Here is an 18,921-nt window from a genome sequence, read left to right as displayed (position 1 = left end):
AATCTCCCAGCACGGCGGGGCATCTCGTTGTTACGGCGCGCTCAACACCTCAGGCCCATCGGTGGATCGAGGCTAAGTGAACTACCACGGCAACGCTGGAGGCCATAATCAGGCCTCGGGTCTCTCCTTGGCTGAAGGGCCCAGTGCCCGCCCCGCAGGTCGCATCCGCACGCGGGCACGCTCGGTGCTCTGCCATGCGGGCGAGGTTCGGTACCGGTGAGGCGTCTGAGTTGAACGCCCCGTGCACGGCCTTGTCGGTCTTCGCGATGTCACGCCGGGTGTAGGTGCGTCAGCCCGCGCTGTCTTTGGTGACTGGATCGCCTGCGGTGTCGTCGGTGGTGGCCTTGGCGATGGAGCCGTCTGAGCCGGAAGAGGTGGCCTGGTCGGAGGACGCGTGTCGACCGAGGGCGATGGCGGCGGCCGATGCGGCAGCGCCGGCGGCCAGGCCACCGACGGCCCATCCCGGTCCCCACTCCTGGCGACCCAGTGCCGAATCCACCGACACATCCCCCGGGCCTGCGTCGACAAGGGCCAACAGGGCGGCGATGAGGACGGCGTTGTACTCCCACCCGCCCTGCGCGGCCCACACACCTTTGGGTTGGTGCACCTTGCGGATGGCCGTGACCATCGTGCCGATGAGCGCGGAGGCGGCCAACGGCGTCGCAGCGCCGGCTATTAGCAGGGCCCCACCGGCGGTCTCGCTCACGCCGGCTGCAAGGGCGTTAGCGCGGGTGGGGCGCATCTGGATGGCGCCCATCATCTGCTCGGTGCCTTCAAGACCGGGGCCGCCGAACCACCCGAAAAGCTTCTGTGTCCCGTGACCGACGAAGAGCCCTCCGATGACCACACGCGCAGCAAGTCGCCCGATCTGCATGCCTTACCGGTACCCCCAGGCCGCCCGAGCCAACCAATGAACCGCCCCGGCGAGTCCGGAGACTCACGCTGCAGGCCGACGCCCGAGGATCGTGGCTGGTGCAGCGAGGCGCGGCGACACCAGCGCGTCGCCCACGCCCTGCAAGGCCCCCTCGACCGACTAGATCGCCGAGGCGAACGACATCACTGTGCACCGAGCCTGTGCTGGCCTACTCCTTATGCCGGTGGCGGCCGCAACCGCCTGCTCCGCAGACTTCTCCGTCAGGACGGGGGCTGGGCTCTTGCTCGCCTGTGGAAGCCGCTCGGTTGGCTCAGGGTGACCGGTCCGTCGAAAGCGCGTCCCGCCGACTCCTGAGACGACACCGCCGGCGCCACGCTGTTGGACGCCAACGGCGACGCCATCACAACAGGTACCCCTCGGCGGGGAGCCGATGCGGCGCCGCAGGTCCGGGTCCGGCCAGCACCAGTTTCAGTTTCACGTACCACCCGGGGGCCGGTTCCGTGTGTTGACCTCGGCGGGTACCTCTGAGGTACCTGTCCTGCCCTCCTACAGGTAACCAGCTCGGGTCACTCGCTCGCCTCCCGGCGCCGGCGTCGCCACTGCCGGGAGCCGGGCGCATCATGGGCGTATGGACGTGTCCCTCCTGTACTTCGACGGCTGTCCGCACTGGAGCGTGGCTGAGCAGCGGCTGGGGGCTGCCCTGGCGGAGGTCGGGCGTGGCGGTGTGTCGGTGCGTCACGTCCTGGTGGAGACGTCTGAGGAGGCCGAGCGCTTGGGGTTCATAGGCTCGCCGACGATCCTGGTCAACGGGAAGGATCCGTTCGCAACAGGTGCCGAGCAGCCGGCCTGGGCCTGCCGAGTGTTCAAGACTCCTGATGGGCTGGCCGGCTCGCCAACCGTGGAACAACTTGTGGAGGTCTTGTCATGAAACGGCTCCTCGGCTGGTTGGCGGTGCTCTACGTGACCGCGGCGGTCGTCGGCGTGGTGCGGGAGCGGATGGGGCTGGTCGCCTGTGGCTGCGCAGAGGACTGCTGGTGCAAGCGACCGGGGCTGAGTCTGTTCCGTTGGGTGTTCCCCCGCGGACACAAGAGTTCGTGGACGGGCCGCCCGAAGCCACCCGAGGTCGTCTGAGCCACACCGCTCTGGTCTGGGAGGTGAGCAGGTGTACGGCTTCGGGCAGATTCGAACGCGCGCCAGCAGGACGCCATGGGCCACACTGGGCTCAATAGATGGCTGGAAAGGGCTATGGCGAGCGACACGAGGGCCGCCACGGCTGGACATTTGCCCGTCCTCAGCCACGCCCCCTCTACCTGGGGCGGCCCGTCGCGTCCGGTCACTCCCGCGGCTCCCGCGACGCCAAGGAAGGCCCCTTGAGAACCTCTCGGGCGGCGTCGACCTCCGCGACGCCCGCCTCGGCTGCAGCCGCTCGCAGGACGCTGCGCGCCTGGCTCATGTCCAGACCTCGGGTTTCAGCGATGTACCCGGTGGCCCGCTCGACCACGGCGTGTTCGTCGAGTCGCTCGCGAACGTCGTCGGCTCGGTCAGCCAAACCCAGGGCCTGGTCGACCTCCGCCTGGGTCAGTGGCCGGCCGGCGGCTGCTGCGGACGCCATGAGCTCGCCCAGCAGGGTGATCTCGTCGGCGAGGACCTCGTCGGTGAGTTCTTCGGTGCGATGTTCCTTGGGGTCCATGGTGCTGCACCTCGCTTCGCCCAGTGCATCGGCTGACGTGGTTCGTGGCCTCCCTGCTGGACCACGTCGGGTGGTGCCGGTAACACCCCTACCCAGCGACCCGCCCGGCAATTCACCCCGGGAGATAGCCCCGTCAGGCACCCAACACCTGATGCTCCCGCCGCCGACCAGGCCCCGCCATGGCCCTTCGGAGCCATCTTGAGACCCGCCGGCCCCCTGTGGCAGCATGCTGCGGCGCGCCCCCTCCCCAATCCCCCAGGGTTGAGGGGGCGCGCGCAACTACCTACGGCCGCCAGTCTTGGCGGTAGTGCGGGTGGTCGGCCCAGACCTCGGCCAACGCCATCAGCTCCCAGCTGGGCTCGTCGTCGTCGCCCAGGCCGGTCTGGACCTCGATGATCCGCCGCTTCGCCCGGCAGTCAGCCAGGGCCACCTGCAGCGACCGCCGGACCCAGGGGCTGACGTCCTCGGTGTCCAGGATGGTCCGGCAGCGGATCTCCTGCTCGGTGATCCGAGCCTCCAGGAACTCGGTGAGCGTCATGTCGCCACGCTCGCACACGAGGCTGATCGGCCGCAGGTCAGTCATGGCGCCCCGCTGCCCGAACTGCCCCGATACGACCAGGCGCCGCAGGGAACGGGCAGCGCGGCGGAAACGTCCCAACGATCCCTGCGCCGAGCTCGCCGAAAAGGGGCGATGGGCGCGAGAGTGGTGGACGGTGACCGAGTCGCGGTCCGCGGCACGGACGGAGGGATTCATCGTGGCGACTTCATGGGTTTCCCCGCCGGGTCGCGAGGTCACGACCACTTGAGTCGAGATTTTCGGATGGAGAGAACGGCAAGGCGTCAGCAATCACTCGTGGCAAACTCCCGAACCACGCGGGACACGGCGGCTCCCGACGGCACAGCGGGAGCATCGGCGGCGGTCGGCGGACTCAGGCGTATGCGAGCGCGACGTCGCGCAAGGTCTGCTGCACGGGGACGCCGGTGGCGTCCCTGATCCGCTCGAGCAGGTGCCCGGACAAGGTGACGGCACCGATGATGAGGCTGACCAGACCCTCGATGTCATCACCCCGGCCAAGCTCACCGATGAGCTCGATCATAGTCCGGGTCGGGAACTCGGCTTCGCCCATGGGGTCTTCCAGCCAAGCCGTGACAAGCGCCAGCGCCGCTCGCGTGTTGGCTCTGGTTGATTCGTCCATGCGGCAGCATTGCACGACGACTCAGTCAAGGGGCGCGAGCTGGCTGGGCGATCCCAAACGAGCGGGAGGTGGCGCGCTCGCCCCCTGGACGGCGATCTATCGCCGGCGTTGACGCGGTATCGACGCCTACGCCGCGCGTGGACCAGAACGCAGTCAGCGCGAGCCGAATCGAGTACCTAGCCATCCGCCGCCGTCCCAGAGGTTTGCCACCGAAGTTCGGTCGCACAGGTGGCCCCAGAGCGCCCGATATGGAGGCTGCCTCGAGAAGCTGCCTTTGAGAAGTGCAGGAGCGGCACCTTGCCGGGTGCCGCCCCTGCGACCTGAGTATTACGGCTTCTGCTCGAATGCCGCGGCGGCCAACTGGTCGGCGTGGAGCCACGCGTCGAGTACGGACTTCATGGCTGGCCGGTCTGCGATGAGCAGGAGGATGGGCCCGATCCGTACGGCGACGTGGGGTCCGCTGGTGCCGGTGACCGGGATCAGGGTGCGGACGCTGGTGTCCTGGGGGCCGTGCAGGGTGGCCTGGCAGGCCACCGTGCAGCCTCCCCGGTTCTGGGAGTGGCCCCCGACCACGTGGAGCTGGTGCGGGGCGGCGGTCATGGCTCGTCCTGTTCGTAGTCGGGGTCGTAGTCGCGGTCGTACGAATCGGACTGGCCCCAGCCGGTGGCCGGGGCGGGGTGGAGGCGTTGCGCGCCGGCGAGGACGTCGACGATGCCCTCGACGGCCTTGGTGCAGACCACGACGATGGCGGCCAGCTCGCGGACGGCGCGCAGGCCTTCGGTGCCGGCCTCGGGTGAGTGCCTGCGGACGTGGGTGTAGGCCACCACCGTGAGGGCGGCGGCCGCGGCGATGCTGATGACGATCAACACGGTGTTGCTCCTTTCGACCCGGCGCGGCAGCGGCCCCTGGGTGGGGCCGCTGCCGTGTGGGTGGTCAGTGGCGGGTCTGGGCCCGCCGGGTCCGGGCCTGGTCCTGCTGGTGGGCGCGGCGCTCGGCCCGGTTGAGGGGCTCGTCGTCCGGAGCCGGGTCAGCTAGGGGCGTGCCGTGCCCGTCGGCCGCGGGCTGGTGCGCTGGAGCGCTCGGGTTCTCGGCCGGGGTCGGGTGCACGGGTGCCACGGGTGCCAGGGGTGGCGTGCCGGCCGCGTCGGGGCGAACCCGTCCCGGCAGTGCCGGGACGAGCAGCAGTGGCAGGGCGATGAGCTCGACCGCGATACGCAGCCACATCGTGGGGACGAGCAGGCTCAGGAGGCGGTGCGTGACGACGCTGTGGCTGACCGGGCGGACCAGCCCGCCCAGGCACTCGACCGTGTCGATGACGGGCTGGGCGGCGGTGCGCGCCGCCGCCGCGCCCGCGGCCCCGGCGAGGGCGGTGCCCGCGCTGGACAGGGCGTGGGCGATCCGTGCCCCGGTGCTGCCACCGCGGTGCAGGAGGCTGCTGATCCGGGTCCAGGCGCCGCGGCCCAGGGCCGCCAGGGCCGACCCGGCCGCCCCGGCCAACCGCACGGCGGCGCGCCAGACCGGCGGTGTGCTGAGTACTGACGCGGCGAGCGGGACCAGGCCGATCCCGCGGACCAGGCGGAGGGTGTCGGTCAGGCGGGCGCCGGCCCAGGCCAGGACCCGGCGGTCGGTTGCCCCGTCGAGCAGCGCGCGCAGGTGCCGCAGCGCCCACCCGGCGGCGCCGCGGGGCAGGGCCAGTGCGGCGTCGAGGGCCCGCTGCGCCCGGCGACGGACGGCGAGCAGGAAGGCGAACCGCTCCTTGGTGGGCGGAGTGGGGACCGCGCGCAGCGGCGCGGCGTAGGTGGCTGTGCTCATGACGGGTGTTCTCGCTTTCATGGTTGGACCGCCCTGTGCGGACGGGTTTGTCCTGGCACCGGGTGGCGGCAGGAGGTTCTGGGCACGGGCATGGCAAAGGCCCGCCGCGCAGCGCGGCAGGCCAGGGTGTGATCCGATGTGGTGGCTTGCGTTATGAATGCGGTCGGGGGCGGATGGCCAGGTCGACCATCGCCTCCAACAGCTGCGCCAGCCGGTAGTCCGGCTGGCAGCGCAGGGCCCGGTCCAGGGCGGCGCGGGTCAGGGCGCCGTTGCCGCGCCACCAGGTGAAGCATCCCAACACGCTCAGCGCGGGGGCGGCGTGCGGGTCGGGCAGCATCGCGCACAGCCGCACCAGCCGGGCCTGGACCCGGTTCTGGGCGATCACCGCGGTGGCGTCACTGTCGTGCTCATCCCACGCCCGGTCCACGCCGGAGAACAGGCGCCACACGTCTGGTGCGAAGACCGCGGGGTCGACGCTGCCGGGGGTGAGCCAGCCGACCAGGGCGTCACGGACCTGCACGTCACCCAGCGACAGCGCAGCGCGGGCCGCGTCGGCTGCCGTCAGCGGCCGGGGAGCGTCGCTGGCGTCGAGGACGACCGCCCACACCGGCAACGGGTCCGACTCTCCCTGGGACCGGTCGGTGCTGTCGCGGCCCTCGATCAGTGCCGCCACGGTCAGCGCGTCGTCGTGGGGTTCAAGCTGCCGGGCCAGACTCGCCCGGTCCGGGTGGGGGGCGACCTCCTGGCCGACGAACTCCGCGGCGATCGCCGCCAGGTCCGGCGGTTCCGGGACCGGCGTGCCACCCGGCGGGCAGCAGGACGGGTTGTCGCAGTCCAGGGACCGCCACCGGCCGTCGTGGACCACAAGGCGGTCCTTGACCGGGATGCCCGCGGCGCGCAGGGCCCGGTCCACCGCGGCCAGGACCGCCACGCTCTGGCCGGGTGAGTCCTCGTAGCCGATGACCAGGACCGCGTCGGGGCGTTCCCGCAGGATCGCCGGCAGGAGCGCGTCGGCGACGTGGTCCTCGTGACCGACGGCGGGCAGGTCGAGGCGTTGCAGCAGGCCCAGGTGGGCGTCGTGCACGCACAGCACGACGACACTGTCACTGGGGTGGAAGCCCAGGATGTAGGGCACGACGGCGATCAGGTCGCCGGGACTGGTCAGTCTCAGGGCATGGGTCATCACAAGAACTCCTTCGGGTGGGTGAGCGGGCGCGCGGGACGGTGCGCGGACATGAAGAAAGCCCGCCACGACGGTGGCGGGCTTGCAGTGCGAGGGGGTTTCTCCAGCCCTTGATCTGGACGTGGTTATCCCAACCTCGTGGTACCCATTGTACCCTGAATCGCCTTGCGGTTACAGGGAATTCGTCACTCGTTCCCTCGCGGGGTGGCGCCCCGTGTTGTCGCCCCTGCTGCGTACCCTGGGAGCATGGGGCCAACCACCGACCGCGTCCACCGCCTCAGCGCTGCCGCCGTGGAGACGCGACAGGCCCACGCAGGCGGCGCAGCGTTCCCGGCGGTCGCGGGCAACGCGGAAGGGCAGGACGCGCTGTTGCGGACCGCAGCTGAGGTCAGTCCCGAGCGGCGTCCTCCGCAACGGCATGGTCGGACGTCGCCATGAGTGTCGCCGCGCTCCCGCGGGTGGCCGGCCGGCACCGCAACCGCGCCCTGGCGGCTGCCCGCCGCGCCCGGGCGATCGAGCTGCGCACCCAGGGCTGGACCTACGAGAGCATCGCCACCGAGCTCGGCTACGCCAACCGCGGCACCGTCTGTCACATCGTCAGCGACGCTCTCGCCACCCAACAGGCCGAAGCGGTAGGCCAGCTGCGACTCCAGGAGACGCGGCGGCTGGACGCCGTCCAGGCCGCCCTGTGGCCGGACGCCCTGGCCGGTGACGTGGCCGCCGCGCTGGCCATCCTGCGCATCGTCGAGGCGCGGTGCCGACTGCTCGGCCTGGAGGAAACTCGTGGGGTGGCGCAGTCAGCAAAGCCCCGGACCGTAGTGGTGCCGCCCACCGCCGACGACGCCCGATGACCACTGATGCGGCGCCCGATAACCACTGACGTGGCCGACGCCTCCGCCGCCGAGGCAAGCACGAAAGGGCGGCAGGCGACTCCGTAGGGGTCCGCCGTCAGCCGCTGTGAGCGTCCGCGTAGGCGGCCGTCACCGAGGCCGGCAGCGTGCCGCGCGCCCTGACCGGGTGACCGTTGGCCAGTGCCCAGCTGCGCATCTCGGAAACGCTGACAGACACGACGTTTCGGCCTTCCCGCTTCGAAGCGGTGTTCTGCCGACGGCGCGGTGACGGTGTCGGCGTGGACCGCTGAGACGGCTTGTCCTCCTCGGGCGCCGTGACCTGCGGGTCGGCTACCGCGGCAGGCCCTTGGGCGGCAGCAGTGTCGTCCACGACAGTCAGCCTTACGTTGTACAGCGCGCCGATGACGCGAAGGGCATCATCCAACGGCTCGGTCGAGTCGATCGTGACCTTCAACGTTTCACCTATCCAAGTATTCGAACCGCGACAATGCGCATCCAATCACAGACGACAACCTTCAGCCTCGCGCCGACAGTGCCCGCGACTGCCTAGGGCCCTCTGCGACGCTGGTGAGCCTTGCGCCTAAGGGTCCGGGGACAATGGCCGTGACGTCGCCCTGCCGGAGTCAAGTGCTCCGTCCAGCATTGCCCGTGCCGGTACAACTGACGGGCGTCATCCTTCGCGGGTACCACGCTGCTGGTGACCGACTCATGGTTCTGCCTCCTTCGTTGTCCTGCATGGCGAAGGAGGCATCACGACATGGCGTCTTCGTGGCGCGCGTCCACCGCTCGATCGCACTGCGCGAGAGCGGCGCAGCGCCTCATTCGGGCTGAGAAAAAGCGTAGAGGCACTGCCTGACACGGGGGTTCCCGCGACCGCGTTCAGCCTCAGCCGAACGGGTGATTTTCGCGGCCGTCTACGGAGGTCACGCCACATCTCGCGTGTGGGTCGGCCACGGTGTTCCGCACAGGTGAGCGGCAGAGGGCAGGGCTTTGGACATCGGCAACGGCATAGCGGTAACCACGCTGCCCGACAATGTGCGGTGCGCGTGCGGGGAGCTGCTCGTGGCAGGTGAACGGGTCGGCGTGGACTCGGGCACTGGGCGCGCGTTATGCCTGTGGTGCCTGGCCGACGTGCAGGCCGGCCGGGCCCGGCCTCGCCGTCGCCGGTCCAGCGGGCATCCCATGCCGGCGGTCTCGGTACCCCCGATCCCGCAGGCCGTAATGAGAAGGCCTCGGCGTTCACCGCGGTCGCCGTCCGCCCTGGTCTCCCTGGTCGTCGCGCTCTCACTGGTGGTCGGTGCCTTGTGGCTGCGCGACCAGGTGGTCGGCGAGTCCACCGACAGGAGCATCGCCGGCATTCCGGTCGCTCCGCTCGGCGACCTCGCGGCCAGGCCCCTCGGCAGCCCGGTGACCGGAGCCGGTGCGCGAGCGTCGTGGCCGCCGGTCCCCGCCGACGCCTCCAACCACCCGCTCGGCGCCCCCAGTGCCCCGCAGAGCCGGTCATTTGCGTACGCGTTCATGGACACCCTCAGCGGCCCGGGCAGCGAGCCGGTCCGGTGGGACCCCTGCCGCCCGGTCCACGTCGTCGTCAACTCGGCGTCGGCACCACCGGGAGCAGCCAAGCTCCTGTCGACCGGGCTTGGTGAGGTCAGCCGCGTCACAGGGCTGCGGTTCGTCCTCGACGGGCCCACGGACGAGCCTCCCGCGTCGCAGCGTCCGCCGACGGATCCGGAACGGTACGGGGACCGCTGGTCTCCGGTGCTCGTCGCCTGGAGCGACCCCACCCGAGTCCCTCAGCTTGCCGGCGCCGTCGCGGGGCTTGCCGGACCGGCGGGCGCACCGTACTCATCGGAGCGAGACAAGCACTGGGTCAGCGGCACCGTGTACCTGGACGGGCCGTCGTTCACCCAGATCCTGAACCGCCCGGGCGACGGCTGGTGGCAGGGCCAGGCCATCGTCCTGCACGAGTTGGCCCACCTCGCCGGACTCACCCACATCGACGACACCACCCAGCTCATGGCACCCCGGAACAGCCGGCAGCTGACCTTCGCCGACGGCGACCTGGAAGGCCTGCGCCGCCTTGGCGGCGGTCCCTGCTTCACTTGAGGCACGGCCAGCCTCGGTTCACCCCGCGTTGCGCTTTTCGCGCAGCATGCCTAATGCCTGCGGGTCCGCGGCGGATCTCGGGCCTGCGCGGCAGCGACGCCGGGCAGGGTCGGAGGTCCCATGCGCGTCGCCGCCCCCGAGTGGACGGCCGGCACCGCAACAGCGCACTCGCGATCGCGACCGCGCGATCGAGCTGCACAGCGAGGGCTGGACCTACGAGCGGATCGCGACCGAGCGCAAAAGCCCCGACCGTGGTGGTACCGCCCAGGGCGGGATGGGGGCAGCTCTCTCGGGCTGCTCTTCAGGCACCGATCCTCGCGTAACCAGGTCACGTCTTGCGACGTGAACTCCCCGGCGAGACGCCGCGACGCCACGTGCTCTCCCGACGCGAGCGATAGGTCTCACCGGCGAGGATCTCGGCCTTGTTCCGAGCCGCCGCCTGCTGCGCCCCTGCACACGAGGCATGGCACCACTGCCCGTCGAGGCAGGGACCAATGCGCGTGCCCGCAGCAAAGGCGAGCAGGCAGATGGGACAGCAGCCGGGCCGACTCGCTCTGAGGCCAGCGCCCTGGGTGTTCGTCGCCGGACGGCCTTCCCCGTGGGCCGCCTGAGACCCGGCGCCGGTGGCACGTGCCTGCTCCAGGCAGGCAGCGTGAACCGGATGACCCTTCTTGGTCCTCGCGCCATCATCGTCCGTCAATGGAGCGCGACAGATCGGGCACCGCAGTCGCTCAACCCGCATGTGAACAGCCTCTCAGCGACCACTGACACTCTCGCTGCACGTCCGCGACGGCTTTGAACTGCCGTGATGGCCTGACTCCATCCTGCGGGCGGACGCCACGATGGTGTCCAAGCCCGGCAAAGGTGGAACGGCGACGTCGGCGGGCCCCGCCCGCCGACGTGCCAAGGATTCACTGTGCCTCTCGCCCTGGGCTACTAGCCTTCGCCTGCACTGTCGAGCCGCGCCTCCAACGCCGATTCCACGGCCTCGCACTCAGCCCGCGCGGCGGTGAGGTTCTAAACATGCTCGTCGACGACACCCGACGCCTCTGGCGTCTACGCCGGCCGGGGCTTCGCCGCCCATGAGCCGGTGACACGTGCAGCGATGGGGAGGCCCACGAAGGACTGGTCGCGGCCGGGTATACAGACCGCTTGACCCCTTGACACGGAGACCTCGCCCCAACCCCCGAAGGACGTGTGCCCAAACGATGGCGGCCAACCACGCGCGGCTATAAGGACCGCGGACGGCGAGTACGCCCCCGGCGCGCACGCGGCCTCGCGCTTCTCGGGGACCTACACATACGACATGCCGGACCGAGGAGTGCCACCGTGAGCGTGATGGACGACGCGCAGGTCCTCTGGGACTACCACCAGATGCATCATGAGCCGCGCAACACCGACATCGCTATCGGGCTCGGCAGCCACGACATCGGCGTTGCCGAGCACACCGCAGACCTCTACCGGCAGGGCCGTTTCCCGCTCATCGTCTTTACCGGAGCCAACGCACCGACAACTGTCGAAGTCTTCCCGCGCGGTGAAGCGGTCCACTACGCCGAACGAGCCGAACAGCTGGGAGTCCCGGATACAGCGATCGTCCTCGAAGAACACGCACGCAACACCGGCGAGAACTTCACCCGACTCGGGCGCTGCTCGACCGCGAGGGCATCCACCCGAAGTCCGCAACCATCATCAGCCGGCCCTACCAACAACGTCGCGCCTACGCGACCTGCAAGAAGCTCTGGCCTGAGCTCGAGGTGATCTGTTCGTCGCGGCCCATATCGCTTCCTGACTACATCGCCACCATCGGAGACGCAGACAAGGTCCTCAACATGCTGGTCGGCGACACGCAACGTATCTGGGTCTATGCCGAGCAAGGCTTCGCCGCACCCCAAACAGTGACAGAGGACGTTAGGCAGGCGTTCACACGGCTCGTCGGTGGTGGGTTCCGGCAGCGCCTGATTCACGACGCGACACCCGCCCACCTGTCCGAAGAGATCTGATCCTCAGCGAGCCCCATGCCACCACTGGCATGATCTGCTTGACATGCCCAGTGCGAGTGAACGCGAGGAGGACGCTTAGATGGTGGAGGCGAGGCCCGAACTCGAAAGCGCAAGCATCGTCATACGCGGTCACTTCAACCCGGCCATTATCACTCATGGATGGTTATTGGCGCAGAAGTTGATTAGTTCTGAGGACTTTCTTGAAACCAAGCCACGCCTAGCCACGCCCGATATCTCGAACTTCGAAGCACCATGGTTCGAGTGCAATGCCACTAAGGATGCGCTGCAACTCTCTTCGGACAAGCTAGCGGAGACGGACAGGATGCGGGATATCGCGATCGGAATCCTCCGAGCCCTGCCCCACACACCGGTGGCAGCACTAGGAATCAATCACGACTACCACTTCAAGACTGCGACCGATGCTCAATGGCACAAGATTGGCGACACTCTCGCGCCGAAAGAGCCTTGGTCTGACACTCTAAAATTGCCCGGCACCCTAAGTCTGTCCATTCTTGCCGCGCGCCAGGATGACCAGTCTGGCCGCGTCCAGGTGACCGTCCAGCCCTCCAATCGGATTCGCCCATATGGCGTGTACGTTGGATACAACGACCATTTCGCCCTGATTCCCGATGGTCATCAGCCAAGCAGTCGGGACGAACTTTTCGAAGACGTGCGCGAATCGGGCGAAGAAGATGAACCATCTTCAGAGAAAAACCTCAGGGCCATAACGGTGCTCGAGAGCCATTGGTCCCTCTCGCTTCGCAATGCTCGGGCTGTTATGAGGAGGGTAATGTACTTTGGAAACTAAGTTCGGCTGGTCGACTGAAACCGTTTCAAGTGCGAACACCGGAGCGTCGGTGCGGCGCCTCGGAGTGACTCAGGCCCGGACCACGCCGACCCCTGCTCAAGACTTGGTAGGCATGTCAAGCGCCGGAGTCACGAAGATCCCCGCGCGTACCGAACGCCCTATTCGCATTACTGTCGCGGAAACCACGACGACACAAACTAGTGACATCGCGGCGCGCGCCAGGAACCTCCAATCCAATTTTGTGGTCCCGTCTCCCGCGCGGAGCATGCCTGAACGCGTCACAGGCATGCAGAGGTGGGAGGGCCAAGTACTCGGCGTAGAGGTCGACTACTTCACGGCAGAGCTAGTACCGCTTGATCATGAGGGCCCCACGGTCCACGCTGACTTCGATAGATCGCTTGTCGCAGAAAGCGACCGAGAACTCCTAGCCCCCGGCGCCCCCTTCTATTGCAACGTTAGGACTGTCATCGGGGACGGGGGGCAGCCTATAAGGACGTCCACGTTGGCCATGCGACGCTTGGGCATCTGGAGCCAACAGGTACTTGATGAGGCGCTGCGTGCCGCAAGGGAGAGGGCCCAGGCGCTTGAGCGCTTCTCCGACTGATGCACCGGACGCGGACGAGTTCGAAGTTAGCGTCTTCGGTCCCGGCAAGGGCGAGTCAAGTGCCCTCCACTTGGGGGATGGGCGGTGGATAGTTGTCGATTCGTGCCGCGATCAACGTTCGGGTCAGAATGCGGTCCTGAGGTACTTCGAGTCTATTGGTGTCGACCCCGCATCGCAGGTGGAGATGGTGGTGGCGACCCATGCTCACGATGACCACATCGCGGGAATCTCGGAAATCTTCGACGCATGCACCGACGCAGATTTTGTCTGCCCGACCGCTCTCAGCCGTGAGGAATTCGCCGCACTCATCGAGCTCGACGCCTTGGCGACTACGGGCCTCAAAAAACGGAACTTCGGAGAGTTCCGTCAAGTGAACGACCTGATACTGAGTCGGGGCATGACAACGGGGATGAGCCGCAGGCGCTACGCGCTTGAAGGCCGTCTATTGCACCCTCGGATCACAGGCACCGCCTCTCCCGCCGTCTCTGTTCGAAGCCTGTCTCCCTCAGATCAAGCTGTATCGTTGACGTTGCAGAAACTACACAAATACTTCCCTAGCCCTGGCAGCACGATCCGACCACCCTTCGTGGATCCGAATGAGCTTGCGGTCGCCCTATGGGTTGAGGTTGGCGACAAGTCAGCTCTTCTTGGCGCTGACCTCCTGACGGGTCCGGCTGGCTGCGGCTGGGGTGCGGTCTTGAGCACCTTTTCGCCCGAGTCCCGTGCAAGCTTCTACAAGGTCGCTCATCACGGCAGCACGAATGCGGACCACCCCGAAGTCTGGGCAAGGCTCCTGACCGATCAGCCTGTCGCGGTCATCGCGCCCTATCGATCGTCTGGCCTACCCACCACCGCGCAGCAGGCAGAGCTTTGCCGGAGGACCCCCAGCGTCTATGCCACAGCGACGCCGTCCATACCCAAGCCATCCAACTCAGTTCGGGGCACGGCCGCCACTCTCAATCAGATTGCCACGAACGTTCATGATCCCTGGGGTATGGCCGGGCAAGTGCGAGCGAGAGCTGGAAAGGCAAGCGACTGGAAGGTCCAACTCTTCGGCCCTGCGCTCAAATTGTGCTGAGGTCTGCGTCTTGCCCTGGAGGCGGGTGTCCCGGCCCGTCAGGCGATTGCTTGTGCCTTCGTGATGGGAAGGTTCGTGAGGAGTTTCTTTACTGGTTCAAGCGCGGCTCCGCCGCGAGGCGCGGGGCCCCGCGATGGGGCCCCGCGCTCCGGGCGCTTCGCGCCCTGCGCGCACCCCACCGCACCCCACGCATCAGAACGCAGCACCAGCCGAGGCCTCCAACTAGTGCTGCGTCTCGCTTGACCCGCTACCCGGCGTCGGCGAGCACCGGCTTCCATGCCGCTTTAACTGCCTCAGCGACCTGGCCGACGCGGTTCGGCGCGATTCGCTGCGGCTGAGAGGCAAGCCAGGCGGCAAGTTCGTCCCCGTGAAGGTAGACGCATCGGTCCTCCACCAAGCGTTGCGGAAAGTCACCCCACATCACCATCACCGGGGTCACCCACTGACTGAGACGGGTCGCGGCTCGAACGCGATCATGAGTCTCGCGCGCAAGCCCCAGCAAGTGTCCCGGTCCTGGGTGGGTGTACTGCAGGTCCGAGTCCCCGAAGCGCTCGACGGTCAGTATGCCGTCCGTCACTGTCGCGGATCCGCCGAGCCGCTTCGAGTCCAGCAAGAAGACGCCGCCGGCACCGATCGCGATGTGGTCGACATTGCCGCGACCGGCGGGCAAGTCGTGCAGAACCACCCACCCCAACCGCTCGAGTGGTCGCAGTGCCTTTGCCGTTGACTGCTCGCCCCAGACCCCCTGCTGCCAGTTCTCGATCCAACCCGGGCCAGACAAGCGGAAGGTCAGGTAGACAGCGAACGCCATGCCGCCCAGAACGCCGAACAGCCAAGCTTGCGAGCTGACCACGCGAGAGAGCACCAGCGAGCCGATGAGCATCAACCAGGCGGATGCAGCCAGCCACCGGAAGAGGACTCGATTCCGCTGCCTCCACGCCTTCATAAGCTCGTCGTACTTCTGCTGGCTCGACCGACCAGCCCGATTTCCACTCCGGAGCACGAAGCGAGCATGGCTCAGCACGCGCTCCCACGGAGCCGGATTGACCCTTTTTGAGGGGACCCTGACCTTGAGCCGCCGACCCTGCGCTCCACTCTCCGCCCACCTCCGGGCCGCATCAAGGGCGCTACGCGTCACTCCGTGATGGCCTGCGGCCACCCTTGACCCGACCACTCCGGCAGGCTCCCCTGCTCCGCTATCGGGTCGGTGGCTTTCCCTGATCACTTCGGTCCACCCATCCAACCCCGGCGAATCCGCGCAAAGACGGCTCGCGCGAAGACGGTGCGTGGCACCATCGACTTCGTGCGCAGGCGGATAGGGGTGGCCGGGGCCGCCATTGTCGTGCTGGGATTCCTCGGCGCGATCCTGATGATGGGCTTTGAGCCGTTCGGGAGCGCTTGGGTACTGGTGCCCTTCGCGCTTCTGATCCCCGCTGGCTTCCTCATGCTTTGGGAGTCCCAGATCGCCTGGCCCCAAGACGGCTCGCCCTACCCTTGGCAACGCCGGCTTGCGGGGTTGCTCGTGGGCCTGACCTCCTTCGCCGTGATTGTCGTGCTCCACGGCCTCCTCCGGCAGGTCCTGCCCAGCCATTGGCTCTCCGACACGTTCGCGCAAGGCGTCGGAGTCTGCGCCGGCTTGTTCGTCTTCAGGCAACTCCGTCGACTCGTACCTCCACGAGGTGACCAAGACCCAAGCGAGCAACCGACGACGACCTCTGTTTGAGTCCAGGGCACGCTCCAGCCGGCCGACTCCACCACGTCGCCCGGCTGCCGCGAGGTACCTCACAGGTACCCAGAAGGTCCAAACTACCCAGAAGCTCCCGGCAGATCGCAAACCCAGAGCCGTTGTCCTGCAATGGGATTCGTTATTTGGCGCACTCCTTGTCTCGCTCCTAATGCGGGCGTCGCTCGTGGGCCGAGCCACGGGACACACCACACGCGACAGCGCGCACCTGCCCGTCCGCGAGGGCTACGAACGCCGCCATCTGGCCGTCTCGGGAGATGAGGACGTTGAAGGTCAAGACCGGATCCTGGAGAAGGGCGCGAAGACCAGGAGCCACACCCTTCCCCTGCTCTAGCCGTCAACGTGGAGGACGGGGCCCTTGTCGTTTTACGGAGTTCTCGAACGGCACCATGCCCCTCGTTTAGTCCGCAGGATTCCTTGTGGCCGGCTGGGGTCCGCGGCCCGCAGGGGACCGCTTCGGCGACCCGCTCCAGTCCCGCCGATTACTGCTTCGCGCATGAGCGGGGCGACATGTGGTTCGAACGTGTTCGGCGACCTGCCTGAGCGATGGCTTTTCTTCGAGGAGGGGTACTGCGCTACGCCCGCGAGCAAGCCTGCGCTGCCCTTGAGACCCAAGCCCGGGCCGGGCCCGACGGCTGGGGGCCTGGACGACCTCGACACACGGTCTTCCCGCAGCGTGGTGGCTAAGCGTCGGCGAGTACGAATCGAGCACTGTGAACTACACGGACCTCCAGAGAACCTACCCAGGGTGCGACACTAAATGCCATCATCTGAGGCACTGGGCGGACGGCGGTGCCACCGACCTCGACAACGCGGCTAGTCGCTAGTACATCCCCCGGCCGGGGCCGCTGCGTGCCTGTCCTTCTACCAGGTGCAAGACTCCCCCAGTAGCCGCGCCGAGACGGAGGATCCAATGGCGGAGTTCACAACCGAAGAGCTGGATCGATTTGCGGAAGCCATTCAGTCCCTGAAGCTGTACCGACGCGCCGAACTCGAGAGCGCACAGGGTGAAGACCTAATCGAGAAGTTGTACGTTGACCCGCTTCCGCACGATCACGTTCACAAGTTGCTTCGCCGCACGAACACAACGTTCCTCATCGGTCGCAAGGGCACGGGCAAGTCGACAGTGTTCCTGCGCGCCCAGAAGAGTCTGCTCAACGACAAGGATGTCGTTTCAACCTACGTCGATATCAAGACAGTCTTCGAGTCGTCGCAGGTGGATCCTGCCTCCGTTGCCGCTCTTATGAAGGTGGAAGGGGCGCTGCCGGAGGAGGCTCTGATGATCGGCTCCCACACCGCAGGCCCAATGACCTGTCCCTGATGCTCACGCAGACCGGCAATCCGCCCCGAAGCAATCAGAGTCCGCAACGTTGGCGTCTTCCACGGCCCACCAGCCACCGTTCGCACCTCCTGCTCGTCCAGCCACCCCGTCAGCGACCGCAGCGACTCACCGGCCAGGAACCGCGCCACCAAGGTTCGCATCACGGCGGCCTCGTCCTCACGCACGGTGACCTTGTCGTGGGCGTATCCAAAGGGTCGGTGCGGTCCTCCGGCGTGAGGTTCACCCTTCTCGGCCTTCTGCTGGAACTTCCGCTTGACCCGCCGTGACTTCGACGCCGACTCGTTCGCAGCGACCGCGGCCAGGAACCGGACCACCATCAGGCCGTCGCCGGTCATGATGTCGCTGTCGCCGACGACGAACCGAACATGCTTGACCCCAGCCGTGTCCAAGGCTTCCCGGAACTCCTCAAGTTCCACGGGTCGACGTGTCAGCCGGTCGACGTGGTAGACGAGCACGGCGTCGCGCATGCCGTCGCGGATGTCGTCCAGCATCTGCCCGTACGCCGGTCGCTTCTTGCCGGAGTAGGCCGAGAAGTCGTTGTCGGTGTACACCTCCGCCACAGTCCAGCCCAGCTGCTCGGCAAGACGTTGGCAGTCCTGTACCTGTCGAGTGACACCGAGGCCGGTGCCCTCGGTGTCACTGCTGATGCGTGCGTAGATCGCAGCCGCCTGAGGAGTCTTCACAAGGGGTCAGATTAACTCACAACCGACAACGCGGCGCTGCTGTGTGGACGCCATCACACGCAGGTGCACAGGCTGGGCCTTCACGGCCGACTTGTCGACCATCGCGTCGCGTGGGACCTGGCGCCTGGCTCGTACGACCACTGGATTGCCGCCCTCCACGGTCGCGCCGGGGGCGGCAAGGCGCCGCTCCTGGGCTTCGCCGACCGGGCAGAGGAACGTCCGCGGGTTCGGACCTTCGACGTGTGGGACGAGCCGATCACCAGTCGTCCAGATCCCCAGCCGTCACGGTGGGATCCCTGACAGTCGCCGGCGCTCCGGAACGCCGGCATCGGGCTCGTTACCGTCGGTTTGAGCAACAGCTGCCAAGGGTCAGACTCTGTGGGTGGCTACTGCTCCTCAAGACCTTTCTTCCGCCGCGCGCGACTTCCTCACCGTGCGTCACCTCGCGACGCTCACCACGTTGCGGGACGACGGCTCGCCTCATGCCGTGCCGGTGGGTTTCACCTGGGACGCGGACGAGCTTGTCGCGCGGGTCATCACCAGCGGTACGAGCCGCAAGGCCCGGCATGCGGCCGCCGGGAGGCGCGCGGTGCTGTGCCAGCTCGAGGGCAGGCACTGGCTCTCGCTGGAGGGCGTCGCCAGGCTTCGCACCGAAGCTGCAGCCGTGGCCGATGCCGTGGCCCGGTATGCAGACCGCTACAGGTTGCCGCGCCCCAACCCGCAGCGCGTGGTCATCGAGATCTCGGTGGACCGGGTCCTCGGAAACCTGTAGCACTGGCTCCACGCCGCAGGTCCGCAAGGCGCGGGCTCAAGGTCGCTGCGCCACTGCTCGCCGCTGGCCATGTCGGAGAAGATGTAGGGCGTGGCTGGCAGCCTAGGTGTACCCGGCCATGAGGTTGGTGGCAGGCGAGTCGTGTTGACGAGGTGAGAGCCCCCGGGTGGGGTGTGGC

At 67.7% G+C, this 18,921-nt stretch carries 24 protein-coding genes; 12 read left to right on the top strand and 12 right to left on the bottom strand.

Annotated elements, in window-relative coordinates:
* Positions 1-289: 289 nt before the first annotated feature.
* Positions 290-874: a DoxX family protein gene (locus PHA84_RS20485; RefSeq protein WP_270889997.1), complete on the bottom strand. Its 585-nt coding sequence runs from the start codon at positions 872-874 to the stop codon at positions 290-292.
* Positions 875-1,502: 628 nt separating this feature from the next.
* On the opposite strand from PHA84_RS20485, the gene PHA84_RS20480 reads away from it, so the two are divergent.
* Positions 1,503-1,802 carry a thioredoxin family protein gene (locus tag PHA84_RS20480; RefSeq protein ID WP_270889996.1) on the top strand — a complete coding sequence of 100 codons (300 nt, stop codon included), beginning with the start codon at positions 1,503-1,505 and terminating at the stop codon, positions 1,800-1,802.
* A complete protein-coding gene (locus PHA84_RS20475; protein WP_270889995.1) occupies positions 1,799-2,005 on the top strand; it encodes a hypothetical protein in 207 nt (68 codons plus the stop codon). The genes PHA84_RS20480 and PHA84_RS20475 overlap by 4 nt, the downstream gene beginning before the upstream one ends.
* 202 nt (positions 2,006-2,207) lie before the next feature.
* Here the strand turns inward: PHA84_RS20475 and PHA84_RS20470 are convergent, their stop codons facing one another.
* The 7 genes from PHA84_RS20470 to PHA84_RS20440 all read right to left on the bottom strand — a co-directional run bounded on the left by PHA84_RS20470 (position 2,208) and on the right by PHA84_RS20440 (position 6,755).
* Positions 2,208-2,564 carry an ANTAR domain-containing protein gene (locus PHA84_RS20470; RefSeq protein ID WP_270889994.1) on the bottom strand — a complete coding sequence of 119 codons (357 nt, stop codon included), beginning with the start codon at positions 2,562-2,564 and terminating at the stop codon, positions 2,208-2,210.
* 283 nt (positions 2,565-2,847) lie between these two features.
* Positions 2,848-3,147, bottom strand: a complete 300-nt coding sequence (locus tag PHA84_RS20465; RefSeq protein WP_270889993.1) for a DUF6221 family protein — start codon at positions 3,145-3,147, stop codon at positions 2,848-2,850.
* A 346-nt stretch (positions 3,148-3,493) separates the two neighbouring features.
* A complete protein-coding gene (locus PHA84_RS20460; protein ID WP_270889992.1) occupies positions 3,494-3,691 on the bottom strand; it encodes a hypothetical protein in 198 nt (65 codons plus the stop codon).
* Positions 3,692-4,087: 396 nt separating this feature from the next.
* Positions 4,088-4,360, bottom strand: coding sequence for a hypothetical protein (locus PHA84_RS20455; RefSeq protein WP_270889991.1), 273 nt, complete (start codon positions 4,358-4,360; stop codon positions 4,088-4,090).
* Entirely contained in the window at positions 4,357-4,629 is a 273-nt protein-coding gene (locus PHA84_RS20450) for a hypothetical protein (protein WP_270889990.1), read from the bottom strand. Before PHA84_RS20450 ends, PHA84_RS20455 begins: the two co-directional genes overlap by 4 nt.
* Positions 4,630-4,693: 64 nt before the next feature.
* Positions 4,694-5,572, bottom strand: coding sequence for a hypothetical protein (locus PHA84_RS20445; RefSeq protein ID WP_270889989.1), 879 nt, complete (start codon positions 5,570-5,572; stop codon positions 4,694-4,696).
* A gap of 151 nt (positions 5,573-5,723) precedes the next feature.
* Complete coding sequence (locus tag PHA84_RS20440) at positions 5,724-6,755, bottom strand: DUF4192 domain-containing protein (protein WP_270889988.1); 1,032 nt, start codon at positions 6,753-6,755, stop codon at positions 5,724-5,726.
* A 246-nt stretch (positions 6,756-7,001) separates the two neighbouring features.
* Between PHA84_RS20440 and PHA84_RS20435 the strand changes: the two genes are divergently transcribed.
* Both PHA84_RS20435 and PHA84_RS20430 read left to right on the top strand, forming a co-directional pair.
* Positions 7,002-7,193, top strand: a complete 192-nt coding sequence (locus tag PHA84_RS20435; protein WP_270889987.1) for a hypothetical protein — start codon at positions 7,002-7,004, stop codon at positions 7,191-7,193.
* Positions 7,190-7,606: a helix-turn-helix domain-containing protein gene (locus tag PHA84_RS20430; protein WP_270889986.1), complete on the top strand. Its 417-nt coding sequence runs from the start codon at positions 7,190-7,192 to the stop codon at positions 7,604-7,606. Before PHA84_RS20435 ends, PHA84_RS20430 begins: the two co-directional genes overlap by 4 nt.
* A gap of 97 nt (positions 7,607-7,703) precedes the next feature.
* Here PHA84_RS20430 and PHA84_RS20425 read toward each other — a convergent pair whose 3' ends face one another.
* Positions 7,704-8,060: an Lsr2 family DNA-binding protein gene (locus tag PHA84_RS20425; protein ID WP_270889985.1), complete on the bottom strand. Its 357-nt coding sequence runs from the start codon at positions 8,058-8,060 to the stop codon at positions 7,704-7,706.
* Positions 8,061-8,827: 767 nt separating this feature from the next.
* On the opposite strand from PHA84_RS20425, the gene PHA84_RS20420 reads away from it, so the two are divergent.
* From PHA84_RS20420 to PHA84_RS20395, 6 genes are all read left to right on the top strand, one after another.
* On the top strand, positions 8,828-9,712 hold the full coding sequence (locus PHA84_RS20420; RefSeq protein WP_270889984.1) for a hypothetical protein: 885 nt from the start codon (positions 8,828-8,830) through the stop codon (positions 9,710-9,712).
* A gap of 1,338 nt (positions 9,713-11,050) precedes the next feature.
* Complete coding sequence (locus tag PHA84_RS20415) at positions 11,051-11,470, top strand: YdcF family protein (protein WP_270889998.1); 420 nt, start codon at positions 11,051-11,053, stop codon at positions 11,468-11,470.
* 71 nt (positions 11,471-11,541) lie between these two features.
* The gene (locus PHA84_RS20410; protein WP_270889983.1) at positions 11,542-11,712 is read left to right on the top strand and encodes a hypothetical protein; all 171 of its coding nucleotides are present in this window, start codon (positions 11,542-11,544) and stop codon (positions 11,710-11,712) included.
* A 79-nt stretch (positions 11,713-11,791) separates the two neighbouring features.
* A complete protein-coding gene (locus PHA84_RS20405; RefSeq protein WP_270889982.1) occupies positions 11,792-12,520 on the top strand; it encodes a hypothetical protein in 729 nt (242 codons plus the stop codon).
* 265 nt (positions 12,521-12,785) lie between these two features.
* Positions 12,786-13,124: a hypothetical protein gene (locus tag PHA84_RS20400; protein ID WP_270889981.1), complete on the top strand. Its 339-nt coding sequence runs from the start codon at positions 12,786-12,788 to the stop codon at positions 13,122-13,124.
* Positions 13,105-14,202, top strand: coding sequence for an MBL fold metallo-hydrolase (locus PHA84_RS20395; protein ID WP_270889980.1), 1,098 nt, complete (start codon positions 13,105-13,107; stop codon positions 14,200-14,202). Before PHA84_RS20400 ends, PHA84_RS20395 begins: the two co-directional genes overlap by 20 nt.
* Before the next feature lie 247 nt (positions 14,203-14,449).
* On the opposite strand, the gene PHA84_RS20390 is transcribed toward PHA84_RS20395, so the two are convergent.
* Complete coding sequence (locus PHA84_RS20390; protein WP_270889979.1) at positions 14,450-15,085, bottom strand: nuclease-related domain-containing protein; 636 nt, start codon at positions 15,083-15,085, stop codon at positions 14,450-14,452.
* A 399-nt stretch (positions 15,086-15,484) separates the two neighbouring features.
* Here PHA84_RS20390 and PHA84_RS20385 point away from each other — a divergent pair, with 399 nt between their 5' ends.
* Entirely contained in the window at positions 15,485-15,925 is a 441-nt protein-coding gene (locus tag PHA84_RS20385; protein ID WP_270889978.1) for a hypothetical protein, read from the top strand.
* A 169-nt stretch (positions 15,926-16,094) separates the two neighbouring features.
* On the opposite strand, the gene PHA84_RS20380 is transcribed toward PHA84_RS20385, so the two are convergent.
* Together PHA84_RS20380 and PHA84_RS20375 are read right to left on the bottom strand one after the other, a co-directional pair.
* On the bottom strand, positions 16,095-16,223 hold the full coding sequence (locus tag PHA84_RS20380; RefSeq protein ID WP_270889977.1) for a hypothetical protein: 129 nt from the start codon (positions 16,221-16,223) through the stop codon (positions 16,095-16,097).
* Positions 16,224-17,125: 902 nt separating this feature from the next.
* Entirely contained in the window at positions 17,126-17,971 is an 846-nt protein-coding gene (locus tag PHA84_RS20375; RefSeq protein ID WP_270889976.1) for a recombinase family protein, read from the bottom strand.
* A gap of 382 nt (positions 17,972-18,353) precedes the next feature.
* On the opposite strand from PHA84_RS20375, the gene PHA84_RS20370 reads away from it, so the two are divergent.
* Positions 18,354-18,743, top strand: coding sequence for a TIGR03618 family F420-dependent PPOX class oxidoreductase (locus tag PHA84_RS20370; RefSeq protein WP_270889975.1), 390 nt, complete (start codon positions 18,354-18,356; stop codon positions 18,741-18,743).
* Positions 18,744-18,921 lie beyond the last annotated feature (178 nt).

Source organism: Pedococcus sp. 5OH_020, assembly GCF_027812955.1.
Taxonomy (GTDB): domain Bacteria; phylum Actinomycetota; class Actinomycetes; order Actinomycetales; family Dermatophilaceae; genus Pedococcus.
Note: the sequence above shows the minus strand (reverse complement) of the source record. Positions and strands in the feature narration are given on the sequence as shown.

Coding starts and splice junctions, on each gene's coding strand:
- PHA84_RS20485 (WP_270889997.1), bottom strand. CDS start 874: ATGCAGATCGGGCGACTTGCTGCGCGTGTGGTCATCGGAGGGCTCTTC.
- PHA84_RS20480 (WP_270889996.1), top strand. CDS start 1,503: ATGGACGTGTCCCTCCTGTACTTCGACGGCTGTCCGCACTGGAGCGTG.
- PHA84_RS20475 (WP_270889995.1), top strand. CDS start 1,799: ATGAAACGGCTCCTCGGCTGGTTGGCGGTGCTCTACGTGACCGCGGCG.
- PHA84_RS20470 (WP_270889994.1), bottom strand. CDS start 2,564: ATGGACCCCAAGGAACATCGCACCGAAGAACTCACCGACGAGGTCCTC.
- PHA84_RS20465 (WP_270889993.1), bottom strand. CDS start 3,147: ATGACTGACCTGCGGCCGATCAGCCTCGTGTGCGAGCGTGGCGACATG.
- PHA84_RS20460 (WP_270889992.1), bottom strand. CDS start 3,691: ATGGGCGAAGCCGAGTTCCCGACCCGGACTATGATCGAGCTCATCGGT.
- PHA84_RS20455 (WP_270889991.1), bottom strand. CDS start 4,360: ATGACCGCCGCCCCGCACCAGCTCCACGTGGTCGGGGGCCACTCCCAG.
- PHA84_RS20445 (WP_270889989.1), bottom strand. CDS start 5,572: ATGAGCACAGCCACCTACGCCGCGCCGCTGCGCGCGGTCCCCACTCCG.
- PHA84_RS20440 (WP_270889988.1), bottom strand. CDS start 6,755: ATGACCCATGCCCTGAGACTGACCAGTCCCGGCGACCTGATCGCCGTC.
- PHA84_RS20435 (WP_270889987.1), top strand. CDS start 7,002: ATGGGGCCAACCACCGACCGCGTCCACCGCCTCAGCGCTGCCGCCGTG.
- PHA84_RS20430 (WP_270889986.1), top strand. CDS start 7,190: ATGAGTGTCGCCGCGCTCCCGCGGGTGGCCGGCCGGCACCGCAACCGC.
- PHA84_RS20420 (WP_270889984.1), top strand. CDS start 8,828: ATGAGAAGGCCTCGGCGTTCACCGCGGTCGCCGTCCGCCCTGGTCTCC.
- PHA84_RS20415 (WP_270889998.1), top strand. CDS start 11,051: ATGGACGACGCGCAGGTCCTCTGGGACTACCACCAGATGCATCATGAG.
- PHA84_RS20410 (WP_270889983.1), top strand. CDS start 11,542: ATGCTGGTCGGCGACACGCAACGTATCTGGGTCTATGCCGAGCAAGGC.
- PHA84_RS20405 (WP_270889982.1), top strand. CDS start 11,792: ATGGTGGAGGCGAGGCCCGAACTCGAAAGCGCAAGCATCGTCATACGC.
- PHA84_RS20400 (WP_270889981.1), top strand. CDS start 12,786: ATGCCTGAACGCGTCACAGGCATGCAGAGGTGGGAGGGCCAAGTACTC.
- PHA84_RS20390 (WP_270889979.1), bottom strand. CDS start 15,085: ATGCTCATCGGCTCGCTGGTGCTCTCTCGCGTGGTCAGCTCGCAAGCT.